At 71.6% G+C, this 12,620-nt stretch carries 11 protein-coding genes and 1 pseudogene; 6 read left to right on the top strand and 6 right to left on the bottom strand.

Annotation, left to right across the window (positions count from 1 at the left end):
- Positions 1 to 248, bottom strand: a 248-nt coding sequence (locus tag ACZ58X_RS07700; protein WP_470332729.1) for an acyl-CoA dehydrogenase family protein, incomplete at its 3' end; no start/stop codon positions are given.
- 220 nt (positions 249 to 468) lie between these two features.
- Between ACZ58X_RS07700 and ACZ58X_RS07695 the strand changes: the two genes are divergently transcribed.
- Entirely contained in the window at positions 469 to 1,806 is a 1,338-nt protein-coding gene (locus ACZ58X_RS07695; protein WP_470332728.1) for a UDP-glucose dehydrogenase family protein, read from the top strand.
- Positions 1,807 to 1,856: 50 nt separating this feature from the next.
- Positions 1,857 to 2,270: a CoA-binding protein gene (locus ACZ58X_RS07690; RefSeq protein ID WP_470332727.1), complete on the top strand. Its 414-nt coding sequence runs from the start codon at positions 1,857 to 1,859 to the stop codon at positions 2,268 to 2,270.
- 12 nt (positions 2,271 to 2,282) lie between these two features.
- On the opposite strand, the gene ACZ58X_RS07685 is transcribed toward ACZ58X_RS07690, so the two are convergent.
- From ACZ58X_RS07685 to ACZ58X_RS07675, 3 genes are read right to left on the bottom strand one after another with little or no spacing between them, the layout of a single operon-like run.
- Positions 2,283 to 3,482, bottom strand: a complete 1,200-nt coding sequence (locus ACZ58X_RS07685; protein WP_470332726.1) for a dipeptidase — start codon at positions 3,480 to 3,482, stop codon at positions 2,283 to 2,285.
- Positions 3,483 to 3,535: 53 nt separating this feature from the next.
- Positions 3,536 to 4,072 (bottom strand): 5-(carboxyamino)imidazole ribonucleotide mutase, encoded by a 537-nt coding sequence (gene purE, locus ACZ58X_RS07680; RefSeq protein ID WP_470332725.1) that lies wholly within the window; start codon positions 4,070 to 4,072, stop codon positions 3,536 to 3,538.
- Complete coding sequence (locus ACZ58X_RS07675) at positions 4,069 to 5,208, bottom strand: 5-(carboxyamino)imidazole ribonucleotide synthase (RefSeq protein ID WP_470332755.1); 1,140 nt, start codon at positions 5,206 to 5,208, stop codon at positions 4,069 to 4,071. The genes purE and ACZ58X_RS07675 overlap by 4 nt, the downstream gene beginning before the upstream one ends.
- 290 nt (positions 5,209 to 5,498) lie before the next feature.
- Between ACZ58X_RS07675 and ACZ58X_RS07670 the strand changes: the two genes are divergently transcribed.
- Positions 5,499 to 6,062 carry a GtrA family protein gene (locus tag ACZ58X_RS07670; protein WP_470332724.1) on the top strand — a complete coding sequence of 188 codons (564 nt, stop codon included), beginning with the start codon at positions 5,499 to 5,501 and terminating at the stop codon, positions 6,060 to 6,062.
- Between the two features lie 135 nt (positions 6,063 to 6,197).
- Positions 6,198 to 6,500: pseudogene (locus tag ACZ58X_RS07665) on the top strand (ester cyclase); the annotation flags it as partial.
- Between the two features lie 63 nt (positions 6,501 to 6,563).
- Here the strand turns inward: ACZ58X_RS07665 and ACZ58X_RS07660 are convergent.
- Together ACZ58X_RS07660 and ACZ58X_RS07655 are read right to left on the bottom strand one after the other, a co-directional pair.
- The gene (locus tag ACZ58X_RS07660; RefSeq protein WP_375894788.1) at positions 6,564 to 7,811 is read right to left on the bottom strand and encodes an ATP-binding protein; all 1,248 of its coding nucleotides are present in this window, start codon (positions 7,809 to 7,811) and stop codon (positions 6,564 to 6,566) included.
- Positions 7,812 to 7,874: 63 nt separating this feature from the next.
- A complete protein-coding gene (locus tag ACZ58X_RS07655; RefSeq protein WP_030290974.1) occupies positions 7,875 to 8,549 on the bottom strand; it encodes a response regulator transcription factor in 675 nt (224 codons plus the stop codon).
- A gap of 330 nt (positions 8,550 to 8,879) precedes the next feature.
- On the opposite strand from ACZ58X_RS07655, the gene ACZ58X_RS07650 reads away from it, so the two are divergent.
- Positions 8,880 to 10,403, top strand: a complete 1,524-nt coding sequence (locus tag ACZ58X_RS07650; RefSeq protein WP_470332723.1) for a peptide MFS transporter — start codon at positions 8,880 to 8,882, stop codon at positions 10,401 to 10,403.
- Between the two features lie 145 nt (positions 10,404 to 10,548).
- Complete coding sequence (locus ACZ58X_RS07645) at positions 10,549 to 12,582, top strand: S9 family peptidase (protein WP_470332722.1); 2,034 nt, start codon at positions 10,549 to 10,551, stop codon at positions 12,580 to 12,582.
- Positions 12,583 to 12,620 lie beyond the last annotated feature (38 nt).

Genomic DNA, 12,620 nt, shown 5'->3' with positions numbered 1-12,620 from the left:
ATCACGATCACCGTCGCCAGCGCGTCCGCCCCCGCACCACCGAACTCCTCCGGCACGTGCACCGCGTGCAGATCGTTGCCCGTCAACGCGTCCAAGGCCTCCTGCGGGAACCGCCCCTGCTCGTCCACCTCCGCCGCGAACGGAGCGATCTTCGCCTCGGCCAGCGAACGCACCGCCTCACGGAGCATCTCGTGCTCCTCGGAGATACGGAAGAGATCGAAGTCAGCCGCTCCTGCGCTGCCCGCCATGATGCCTGCCTCGTCGTCCAGTGGCCGACGCAGACCGTTGTCCGATCGGCGTCGGATCCGAGTCGAATCGCGGTTAACTACCGTTCAGTAGAGATCCTAGGGCTCCGACCTGCGGCTGCCTAGCGCCCTCGGCGAGCGGGCGATCGGTACCGACCCGGGCGGGACGGATAGCATCAGGGGCACCCGCTACTGGCCGAACCCGCAACTCAAGGGGAACCCCGTGACCCTCCGCATCTCCGTGATCGGCACCGGCTACCTCGGCGCCACGCATGCCGCCGCGATGGCCGAGTTCGGCTTCGAGGTGCTGGGTCTGGACATCGATCCCGAGAAGATCGCGACGCTCACCGCGGGCCGGGTCCCGATGTACGAGCCGGGCCTGTCCGAGCTGCTGCTCAAGCACGTGGCCGGGCACGAGGGCTCGACCGGACGGCTGCGCTTCACCACCTCCGCCAAGGAGGCCGCGGAGTTCGCGGACGTCCACTTCGTCTGCGTCAACACCCCGCAGCGCAAGGGCGAGTTCGCCGCCGACATGTCGTACGTGGACACCGCGATCGACGAGCTCGCGCCGCACCTGACCCGCCCGGCCCTGGTGGTCGGCAAGTCCACCGTCCCGGTCGGCTCGGCGGCCCGGCTGGCCGAGCGGCTGGCCGCGCTGGCGCCGGTCGGCGAGGGCGCCGAACTCGCCTGGAACCCCGAGTTCCTGCGCGAGGGCTTCGCCGTCCAGGACACCCTGCGGCCGGACCGGATCGTCGTCGGCGCCCAGAGCGAGCGGGCCGAGCGGCTGCTGCGCGAGGTGTACGCGGAGCCGATCGCGGCCGGGGTGCCGTTCCTGGTCACCGACTACGCGACCGCCGAGCTGGTGAAGGCCGCCGCCAACTCCTTCCTGGCCACCAAGATCTCCTTCATCAACGCGATGGCCGAGGTCTGCGAGGCGGCCGGCGCGGACGTCACACTGCTCTCCACCGCGCTCGGGCACGACGAGCGGATCGGCCGCAAGTTCCTCAACTCCGGCCTCGGCTTCGGCGGCGGTTGCCTGCCCAAGGACATCCGCGCCTTCATGGCCCGGGCCGGCGAACTCGGCGCCGACCAGGCGCTGACCTTCCTGCGCGAGGTCGACTCGATCAACATGCGGCGCCGCTCGCGGATGGTCGAACTGGCCCGCGAGCAGTGCGGCGGCGGCTTCCTGGGCCGCCGGGTCGCCGTCCTCGGCGCCGCCTTCAAGCCCAACTCGGACGACATCCGGGACTCCCCCGCGCTCAACGTGGCCGCCCAGATCCAGCTCCAGGGCGCCCAGGTCACCGTCTACGACCCGAAGGCCGTGGAGAACGCCCGCAAGATGTTCCCCTCCCTGGCCTACGCCGACTCCGCCCTGGAGGCCGCCGAGGGCGCCCACGTCGTCCTCCACCTCACCGAGTGGGCCGAGTTCCGCGAGCTCGACCCGGCCGAGCTCGGCGCCGTGGTGGCCGAGCGCCGACTGCTCGACGGCCGCAACGTCCTCGACGCGGACGCCTGGCGCGCCGCCGGCTGGACCTACCGCGCCCTGGGCCGCCCCAGCTGACACCCGGGCCGCGCCGGAATCCCCCGGCCGCGGCCGTCGTTGGCACCGGCATGACGAACTACGGCGACGGGGCGACCGTCCGCGAGATCCTCACCGGCAGCGGCGACACCTGGGCGGTGGTCGGGCTGTCCAACAACACCGCCCGGGCCGCCTACGGCGTGGCGCAGGTGCTCCAGCGCCACGGCAAGCGGATCGTGCCGGTGCATCCCAAGGCCGAGACCGTACTCGGCGAGCCCGGCTACGCCTCGCTCGCCGAGATCCCGTTCCCGGTCGACGTGGTGGACGTGTTCGTGAACAGCGCGCTGGCCGGGGAGGTCGCGGACCAGGCGGTGGCGGTCGGGGCGAAGGCGGTCTGGTTCCAGCTCGGGGTCGTCGACGAGGCCGCGTACGACCGGACCCGGGCCGCCGGGGTCTCGATGGTGATGGACAGGTGCCCGGCCATCGAGATCCCGCGGCTGAGCTAGCGCCCGTCCGGGTCAGCCGTCGAGCTGGGCGATGGTGGCGATGGAGGGCCGGCGGGCGGCCCGCAGTGTGGCGGCGACGGACTCGGCGTCGCGCAGGACGCGGACGGCGTTGTGCCAGGTGAGCTTGGCGAGGTCGGCCTCCGACCAGTGGCGGCCGAGGAGTTCGGAGACCAGGTTGGGGTAGCCGGCCACCGAGTCGAGGCCGTCCGGCAGGAAGGCGGTGCCGTCGAAGTCGCCGCCGATGCCGATGTGGTCGATGCCCGCGACCTCGCGCATGTGGTCGAGGTGATCGGCGACGGTGGACGGGGTGGCGATCGGGCGCGGGTTGGCGGCCTCGAAGGCGCGCTGGCGCTCCATCGCGGGCGGGGTGGTGTCCAGCGGGTGGAAACCGTGGGCGCGCATGTTCTCGTCGGCGGCCAGGGTCCACTCGATGGCGGCGGGCAGGATGAACTTGGGGACGAAGGTGGCCATCGCGACGCCGCCGTTGGCGGGCAGCTGGGCGAGCACGTCGTCCGGGATGTTGCGGGGGTGCGCGCAGACCGCGCGCGCGGAGGAGTGCGAGAAGACCACCGGCGCCTCGGTGACCCGCAGGGCGTCCCGCATGGTGTCGGCGGAGACGTGCGAGAGGTCGACCAGCATGCCGAGCCGGTTCATCTCCCGGACGACCTCCTCGCCGAACTTCGTCAGCCCGCCGGCCACCGGCTTGTCGGTCGCGGAGTCGGCCCACGGCACGTTGTCGTTGTGGGTGAGCGTCAGGTACCGCACACCGAGCTCGTACAGGGCGCGCAGGGTGGCGAGCGAGCAGTCGATCGAGTGGCCGCCCTCGGCGCCCATCAGCGAGGCGATCCGGCCCTCGGCGCGGGCGGCCTCCATGTCGGCGGCGGTGCGGGCCAGGCGCAGCCGGTCCGGGTAGCGCTCGACCAGGGCGTGGACGAAGTCGACCTGCTCCAGGGTGGCGCTGACGGCGTGGTCGCCGGCCAGCGAGGAGGGCACGTAGACGGACCAGAACTGCGCGCCGACCCCGCCCTCGGCGAGGCGGGCGAGGTCGGTGTGCAGGCGGTCGCTCTGGTCGGCGGCGAGGTCGAGCGCGCCGAGGTCGTAGCCGGCCTGCTCGCGCATCGCCCAGGGGAGGTCGTTGTGGCCGTCCACCACGGGGGCGGTGCGCAGCAGGGCGCGGGCGCGGTCCAGCGGGGTGAGGGAGTCGGAAGTCATACGGGCTGTTCTACCCCACCCCGCCGGGCGGCCTACTTGCCCCGCCGGGCGGCCTACTTGCCGAAACCGAAGGACGCGGAGCCGGCCACCTTGGCGCGGAGCTTCTTGCCCTTCTCGGTGGCCTGGTTGTTCAGCTCGGCCTGGAACTCGGTCATCTTCTCGGTGAGTTCCGGGTCGAAGGCGGCGAGCATCCGCACCGCGAGCAGGCCCGCGTTGCGCGCACCGGCCACCGAGACGGTCGCCACCGGCACACCGGCCGGCATCTGGACGATCGACAGCAGGCTGTCCATGCCGTCCAGGTAGCGCAGCGGCACCGGCACGCCGATGACCGGCAGCGGGGTGACGGAGGCCAGCATGCCCGGCAGGTGGGCCGCGCCGCCGGCGCCGGCGATGATCGCCTTGAGGCCGCGCCCGTGGGCCCGCTCGCCGTACGCGACCATCTCGCGGGGCATCCGGTGGGCGGAGACGACGTCCACCTCGTACGGGATCTCGAACTCGTCCAGGGCCTGGGCGGCGGCCTCCATGACCGGCCAGTCGGAGTCCGAGCCCATCACGATGCCGACGACGGGGCTCGTAGCGGTGGAGGTCATTCGGTGATCGTTCCTCGCAGGTAGGCGGCCGCGTGGCGGGCGCGCTCGCGGACGTCGTCGAGGTCGTCCCCGAAGACGTTGACGTGGCCGACCTTGCGGCCGGGCTTCACGTCCTTCCCGTACATGTGGATCCGCAGCCCGGGGTCGCGGGCCATGCAGTGCAGGAAGGCGTGGTACATGTCCGGGTACTCGCCGCCGAGGACGTTGACCATGACGGTCCACTTGGCGCGCGGCCGGGGGTCGCCGAGCGGGAGGTCGAGGACGGCCCGCAGGTGGTTCTCGAACTGCGAGGTGACCGCGCCGTCCTGGGTCCAGTGCCCGGAGTTGTGCGGGCGCATGGCCAGCTCGTTGACCAGGATCCGGCCGTCCCGGGTCTGGAACAGCTCGACGGCGAGGTGGCCGACGATGCCGAGGTCGCCGGCGATCCGCAGGGCGAGCTGCTGGGCCTCGTCGGACAGGGCGGGGTCGAGGTCCGGTGCGGGGGCGGTGACCTCGGCGCAGACGCCGTTCTCCTGGACGCTCTCGACGACCGGGTAGGCGACGGCCTGGCCGCTGGGCGAGCGGACCACGTTGGCGGCCAGCTCGCGGACGAAGTCGACCTTCTCCTCGGCCAGCACGGGGACGCCGGCCAGGAACGGCGCCTGGGCCTCCTGCTCGTCGTCGACGACCCAGACGCCCTTGCCGTCGTAGCCGCCGCGGACGGTCTTGAGCACGACGGGGTACCCGGTGCCCTCGTTCGCGAAGGCGGTGACGTCGGCCGGGTCGGCGACGATCCGGTGCCGGGGGCAGGGCACCCCGATGGAGTCGAGCTTGGCCCGCATCACGCCCTTGTCCTGGGCGTTGACCAGCGCCTCCGGGCCGGGGCGGACGGCGATGCCGTCGGCCTCCAGGGCCCGCAGGTGCTCGGTGGGGACGTGCTCGTGGTCGAAGGTGATCACGTCGCACCCGGCCGCGAAGCGGCGCAGGGTGTCGAGGTCTCGGTAGTCACCGAGGACGACGTCGGAGACCACCTGTGCGGCGGAGTCCTGGGGGGTGTCGGCGAGGAGCTTGAACCTGACCCCGAGCGGGATGCCCGCCTGGTGTGCCATGCGGGCCAGCTGCCCGCCACCGATCATGCCCACCACTGGAAAATTCACATTGCCCGGGGAAGTCACCTCGCCAGGATATCCGGGCCGGTGGGGGGCCATGGAGCCGCGGTGGGGGTGTGAGTAGTGGACGCGCGTAGATGTCAACCCCTCCCCCGGACGGCTGAGCCGTTCGGTGGAAGCGGGTAGCCTGGACGGCTAGGTCCTCGTCCGCGCGGTCGGATCATGTGCGTGCACGCAGGGCTCAAGGGGTGTCCCCGGCCCAGTGGGACACCCTTTTCCCCGCAGGTACATGGAGGCCACCCGGTATGGCGACGACCACAGCTTCGAACCCCTCACTCATGCAGAAGGTGCGTGGGATCAGGGGCGAGGTCGTGAAGTTCGGCATCGTCGGCCTGAGCGGGGTCGTGGTCAACTTCGCCGTCTTCTGGGTCTGCAACATCGGCCTGGGCATCGCCTCGCTGCGGTCCAACATCGCCGCGACGGTGATCGCGATCGCCACCAACTACCTCGGCTACCGCTACTGGCTGTACCGGGACCGCGACGCCGACTCCCGCAAGCGGGAGATCACCCTCTTCCTGGTGTTCAGCGGCTTCGGCATGCTGATCGAGACCGGGGTGCTCGGCTTCTCCCAGTACGTGCTGGGCCTGGACTCGAACTTCGAGAAGATGGGCGCCAAGGTCGTCGGCCTCGCCATCGCCACCGTGTTCCGATTCGTCTCGTACCGCACCTGGGTCTTCAAGGCACTGCCCGAGCCGACCCCCGTACCGCACGCACCGGGCGCGGACGCCGCCCACGCCGCCCACGCCGCGCAGAGCGCGGAGGCCGCCGACGGCCGGGAACTGGCCGCCCAGGCCGAACTGATGCTGGCCGCCGAGCAGATCCGCTACGCCAAGGCCGAGTAGCCGCCCCGGCGACCCCCCTCCCTTCCCCTCCCCTCCCCCCTTGCCGGGCCCGCCCCCGCAAGAGGACAGTGGTGACCGAGGGCGAGCACGGCCCGCGGACGATCGAAAGGCCGAGGGGGTCCCAGGAGGCTCGCCATGGCGTTCGTCCAGATCATCGACTGCAAGACCGACCGGCTCGACGACCTCAACCGGCTCATGGACACCTGGGTCGAGGCCACCAAGGGCCGACGGACCGCCTCGCACGCGGTCGTCGGCACCGACCGCTCGGATGCCCGCCACGTGATGGAGATCGTGGAGTTCCCCTCCTACGAGGAGGCGATGCGCAACTCGAAGCTCCCCGAGACGGACCGGATCTTCCGCGAGATGGTGGCGCTCTGCGACGCGCCGCCCACCTTCACCGACCTCGACGTGGTCCGCGACGTCCGGCTCGACGGGGCCCGCTGACCCCGCCCGGCCCTCGTACCCCTCCCCCGCCCGGTCCTCGCGGCCCTGCCGCCCCGCTCAGTCCTCGTGGCTGCGCCCGAGGAACAGCGCGAACACCGGGGGCTTCAAGGAGAGCAGCTCCAGCCGCCCGCCGTCCGCCTCCGCGAGGTCGCGGGCGACGGCCAGGCCGATGCCGGTGGAGTTGCGGCCGCTGACGGCCCGCTCGAACACCCGGTTGCCGAGGTCGGCCGGCACTCCGGCGCCCTGGTCCTGCACCTCGACCACCACCGAGGTGCCGGAGGGCCGCACCCGCAGGGTGATCGTCCCGGCGCCGTGCATCAGTGAGTTCTCGATCAGGGTGGCGAGCACCTGGGCGACCGTCCCCGGGGTGCCGACCGCGGTGACCCCGTGCAGGCCCTCCAGGGACAGCACCCGGCCCTGCTCGCGCAGTGTCGGGCCCCACTCCTCCACCTGCTGCTTGATCACCTCGTCCAGGTCGAAGGCGACGGCGGTGGGGCTGCGCGGGTCGCGCTGGGTGGTGAGCAGCCGCTGGACCACGTCGGTGAGCCGCTCGACCTGCTGGAGGGCGATGGTCGCCTCCTCCTTGACGGTCTCCGGCTCCTCGGCGAGGGCGGTGATCTCCTCCAGCCGCATCGACAGCGCGGTGAGCGGGGTGCGCAGCTGGTGCGAGGCGTCGGCGGCGAGCCGGCGTTCGGCGGTGAGCATCCGGGCGATCCGTTCGGCGCTGGTGTCCAGCACCTCGGCGATCCGGTCGAGCTCGGGCACCCCGTACCGGCGGTTGCGCGGGCGCGGGTCGCCGGAGCCGAGCCGTTCGGCGGTCTCGGCGAGGTCGGTGAGCGGCCGGGCGAGTCGTTTGGCCTGCCAGACGGCGAGCGCGACGGCGGCCTGGACGGCCAGCAGGGCGACCACGCCGAGCAGCAGCAGGTTGTTGGCGATCTCGTGGTCGACGTCCTCGCGGGACTGCTCGACGGTGACGATCTCGCCGCTGGTGCCGTGTTCGGCGGCGCGCAGCAGGTGGTTCCCGGCGGGCGGGCGGCCGGCCGAGAGCACCTGCTGGCCGGGGATCTGCACCTCGACGTAGCTGCCCTCGGTGACCTGGCTCTCGAAGACCCGCCCCTCCTTGACCGACTCACCGGCGGCGAGCCGGCTCTCGACCAGGGCGAGCACCCGGACGGCGGTCGCGTCCACCCGGTCCTGGGCCGCGTCGACGATGCTGCGCTTCTCGACCAGGGCGAGCGGCACGCAGAACACCACGACGACCACCAGGACGACGACCAGCAGCGAGTTGATCATCCTGCGTTTCACGCTGCTGCTCCCCGAGGTGTTCCACCGCATCGGCCGCCGCCCGGCCACGATCTCCGTACGCGGCTAATTCTTCTCGAACCGGAAGCCGACCCCGCGCACGGTGGCGATGTAGCGCGGGTTGGCCGCGTCGTCGCCGAGCTTCTTGCGGAGCCAGGAGATGTGCATGTCCAGGGTCTTGGTCGAGGTCCACCAGGTGGTGTCCCAGACCTGCCGCATGATCTCCTCGCGGGTGACCACCCGGCCGGCGTCGCGGACCAGGACGCGCAGCAGCTCGAACTCCTTGGCGGAGAGGGTCAGCTCCTCCTCGCCGAGCCAGGCGCGGTGGGACTCGATGTCGATCTTGACCCCGTGCGCACCGGTGGTGAGCTGGTCGACGTTGCCGCGCCGGAGCAGGGCCCGGACGCGGGCGAGCAGCTCGGCCAGGCGGAAGGGCTTGGTCACGTAGTCGTCGGCGCCGGCGTCCAGGCCGACCACGGTGTCCACCTCGTCGGCGCGGGCGGTGAGCACCAGGACGGGGCAGCTCTTGCCGTCGGCACGCAGGCGGCGGCAGACCTCGAGGCCGTCCATCTCGGGCAGGCCGAGGTCGAGGACGACGAGGTCGACCTCCTCGGTGAGGCCGGCGGCGAGTGCGGTCGGCCCGTCCTCGCGGACGAGCACCTCATAGCCCTCGCGTCGCAGGGCCCGGGCGAGAGGTTCGGAGATCGCCGGATCGTCCTCGGCGAGCAGCACACAGGTCATGTGGTGATGGTAGTCGTCCCGCGTATGCCCGTACCCCCTGTGAGGTAGTTCACAGAGTGTGATCGTTATAGAAGGGCCCTTCGGAAGCCAACAAGGCGTCGCCGACCGGCCGTTCGGCGAAGAATCCTCACTTGGATCTTTGAACCGAAGGAAGACACGCCCGTCTACCATGGATCAATCGGGCAGATCTGTTGCCAACTTTGTTATTAAGCAGAGTGATTCGCGATGTTTGTCATCTGATAACGCCAAATATCGCCACGTAGAGTGGTTCAAGTCCACGTCCGCCGCCACCCCCCTAGGCGGACGCTGTCAGGCAAGGAACGACTACACATGGCGTCTACCACCCGGGCCGCCGACCTCGCGTCGGCCTCCCCCAGCGGCAAGACCTTCCTCGGGCACCCCCGAGGCCTCGCCACGCTGTTCATGACCGAGATGTGGGAGCGCTTCTCCTACTACGGCATGCGCGCCCTGCTGATCTACTACCTGGTCTCCGGCGGTGCCGACGCGGCAGCCGGCAGCCAGGGCGGCGGCCTCGCGATGAAGGCGACGATGGCCACGGCCATCTACTCCGTCTACGTGTCCATGGTCTACCTCATGGCGTACCCGGGCGGCTGGTTCGGCGACCGGGTGTGGGGCGCCCGCAAGACCGTCACCGTCGCCGGTTTCGTGATCATGGCGGGCCACCTCGCGCTGGCCGTTCCGGGTCAGGCGGCGTTCTTCGTCGGCCTGCTCCTGGTCGCGGTCGGCTCCGGGCTGCTCAAGGCCAACATCTCCACGATGGTCGGCCACCTGTACAACGGCCCCGAGGACCCGCGCCGCGACGGTGGTTTCACCGTCTTCTACATGAGCATCAACCTCGGCGCCTTCGCCGCCCCGTTCATCATCGGAACGGTCGGCAAGGAGTACAACTGGCACCTGGGCTTCGCGCTGGCCGCGGTCGGCATGGGCCTCGGCCTCACCCAGTTCCTCATGGGCACCCGCCACCTGAGCCCGAAGAGCAGCGTGGTCCCCAACCCGCTGCAGGCCGCGGAGCGCAAGAGCCTGCTGATGAAGGCCGGCGCCGTGATCCTCGCGGGCGTCGTCTTCTACGCCGCCGTCGTCGCCCTGGGCGTCTACACCCTGAACTGGGCCCTGGTCCCGCTGACCATCGCCGGTCTGGCCATCCCGGTCGTCGTGCTGGTCCGGATCAAGCGCGACAAGCAGCTGGACGCCGGCGAGCAGTCCAAGATGACCGCCTACATCTGGTTCTTCGTCGCGGCCGCCGCGTTCTGGATGATCTACGACCAGGGCGGGTCCACCCTGTCCCTGTTCGCGGACAAGAACACCGCGGACAAGGTCCTCGGCTTCGGCTTCTCGTCCACCTGGTACCAGTCGCTGAACCCGCTGTTCGTGATGGCGCTCGCGCCGGTCTTCGCCTGGCTGTGGCTGTGGCTGTCGCGCCGCAACAAGGAGCCCAACACCATCACGAAGTTCGCGATGGGCCTGGTCCTGATCGGCGCCTCGTTCTTCATCTTCATCGTCCCGATGAACATGGCCGGCGACGGCACCAAGGTCTCCCCGATGTGGCTGGTCTCGATCTACATGATCCAGACCATCGGCGAGCTCTGCCTCTCCCCGGTCGGCCTCTCGGTCACCACCAAGATGGCGCCGCAGAAGTACGCCTCCCAGATGATGGGCGTCTGGTTCCTCGCCGTCACCGCCGGTGACTGCACCACCAGCCTCCTGTCGCTGGCCGGCGTCAACCTCGACGGCACCGGCATCATCGGGATGCAGGCCGCCCTCGCCTGCCTCGCGGGCTTCGCGGTCTACAGCTACCGCAAGCGCGTCCAGTCGCTCATGGGCGGCGTGCACTGACGCCGCTCCGATGACGCCGGGCCCCTGAGGCCCCGGGGCCGCCGTGGATTCCTGAGATCCGCGGCGGCCCCGGTCGTTTCCATGGCCCCGACGGGGTCGGTAATTGCCTCGACGGTGCCGGGCCGGGTGTGCCTATGGTCCCGGCATGACGACTCTCCCCGGCGCGGCGGCCGACTCGCTGCCCCGCCAGCTGGCCCGCACCCGGCGCTTCACCCTGGGCGTCCCGGCCCGACCGGAGCCCTCCGCCGACGGCTCGACGGTGCTGTTCCTGCGCAGCTGGACCGGCACCGACCCGGTCACCTGCCTCTGGGCCCTGGACACCGCGACCGGCGAGGAGCGGCTGGTCATCGACCCGACCGCGCTCGGCAGCACCAGCGGCATCGCCTCGTACAGCACCGACGCCACCGGCCGGTACGCCGCCTTCGCGCTGGACGGCACGCTGTGGCTGGCCGACACCACCACGGGTTCGGCCCGCCCGATCGCCACCGCCCGCGAGCCGCGGGAGCTACGGCTCGACCCGACCGGCCGCCGGATCGCCTACGTCAGCGGCGGCGCCCTGCGGGTGGTCTGCGCGGACGGCACGGACGACCGCGCAGTGGCGGAACCCGAGGCCGAGGACGTCACGTACGGCCTCGCCGAGTACGTCGCCGCCGGGGAGATGGACCGCGACCGCGGGTACTGGTGGTCCCCCGACGGCACCGCGCTGCTGGTCGCCCGGGTCGACGAACGTGCCGTCGCCCGGTGGTTCCTCGCCGACCCCACCGACCCCGGGCGCTCCCCGCACGCCGTCCGCTACCCACTGGCCGGCACCGCCAACGCCGAGGTCACCCTCTGGCTGGTGGGCCTCGACGGCCGCCGCACCCGCACGGAGGTCCGCTGGGACCGCGCCGCCTTCGAGTACCTGACCGCCGCCGGCTGGGACGACCACGGGCCGTACGCCGCCGTGCAGAGCCGCGACCAGCGCACCGTACGGACGTTGGCGATCGGGGCGGACGGCAGCACCGGGGTGCTCGCCGAACGGGCCGACCCGCACTGGGTGGAGCTGCTCCCCGGCCTGCCGGTGCGGACGGCGGGCGGGGCGCTGGTCGACACCGCCGACGAGGGCGACACCCGGCACCTGACCGTCGACGGCGAACCGGTCACACCGGGTGGACTGCACCTGCGGGCCGTGGTCGGGACGGAGGGCGAGCGGGTGCTGTTCACCGCCTCCGAGGAGCCGACCGAGACCCAGCTGTGGGCCTACGAACCCGGCTCCGGCATAAGGCAGTTGAGCAGCGGGCCGGGCGTCCACGGCGGCACCGGTCGGGGCGGCACGCTGGTCCTCACCACGGGCACCGGCGCAACCGTTCTCCGGCCCGGTGGTCCGGCCCACCCGCTCACCTCGTACGCCGAGCAGCCCGTCGTCAGCGCCCGCCCCGAACTGCTCCGCCTCGGCCCGCGCGAACTGCGCGCCCACCTCTTCCTGCCCACCGGCCACCAGCCGGGCGACGGGCCGCTGCCCGTGCTGCTCGACCCGTACGCCGGGCCGGCCATGCAGAAGGTCACCACCGGCGGCGCCTGGTACGAGCAGGTCTCCCAGTGGTTCGCCGACCAGGGCTTCGCGGTGCTGGTGGTGGACGGCCGCGGCACCCCGGGACGCGGGCCGCGCTGGGACAAGGCGATCTGGGGCGACAAGGCCGGCCCCGCGCTGGAGGACCAGATCGAGGGCCTTCACGAGGCCGCCCGGCTGCGGCCGGGCCTGCTCGATCTGCACCGGGTCGCCATCCGTGGCTGGTCCTACGGCGGCTTCCTCGCCGCCCTCGCCGTACTGCGGCGCCCGGACGTCTTCCACGCCGCCTCCGCCGGAGCTGCCCCGACCGACCACCGGCTGTACGACACCCACTGGCAGGAACGCTTCCTCGGCCACCCCGACGAGCACCCCGAGCACTACGACTCCTGCGACCTCGTCAACGAGGCACCGAAGCTGAGCCGCCCCCTTCTGCTGATTCAGGGCCTGGCGGATGACAACGTCTTCCCCGTCCATACCCTGCGGCTCTCTGCCGCCCTGCTCGCCGCCGGCCGCCCGCACGAGGTCCTGCCCTTGCGCGGCACCGGGCACCAACCGACCGACGAGGCGGTGGCGGAGAACCTGCTGCTGCACGAACTGGCTTTCCTGCGAAAGTCGTTGAGCGCGGAATGAGCGACACCCCCTCGGGCCGGGGGACCCGAGGGGGCAGC

Source organism: Kitasatospora sp. NPDC040550 (assembly GCF_055594965.1).
The sequence above is the reverse complement of the archived record's forward strand: the minus strand, read 5'-3'. Positions and strand labels throughout refer to the sequence as shown.

Coding starts and splice junctions, on each gene's coding strand:
- ACZ58X_RS07645 (WP_470332722.1), top strand. CDS start 10,549: ATGACGACTCTCCCCGGCGCGGCGGCCGACTCGCTGCCCCGCCAGCTG.
- ACZ58X_RS07670 (WP_470332724.1), top strand. CDS start 5,499: ATGCAGAAGGTGCGTGGGATCAGGGGCGAGGTCGTGAAGTTCGGCATC.
- purE (WP_470332725.1), bottom strand. CDS start 4,072: ATGACCTCCACCGCTACGAGCCCCGTCGTCGGCATCGTGATGGGCTCG.
- ACZ58X_RS07655 (WP_030290974.1), bottom strand. CDS start 8,549: ATGACCTGTGTGCTGCTCGCCGAGGACGATCCGGCGATCTCCGAACCT.
- ACZ58X_RS07690 (WP_470332727.1), top strand. CDS start 1,857: ATGACGAACTACGGCGACGGGGCGACCGTCCGCGAGATCCTCACCGGC.
- ACZ58X_RS07650 (WP_470332723.1), top strand. CDS start 8,880: ATGGCGTCTACCACCCGGGCCGCCGACCTCGCGTCGGCCTCCCCCAGC.
- ACZ58X_RS07685 (WP_470332726.1), bottom strand. CDS start 3,482: ATGACTTCCGACTCCCTCACCCCGCTGGACCGCGCCCGCGCCCTGCTG.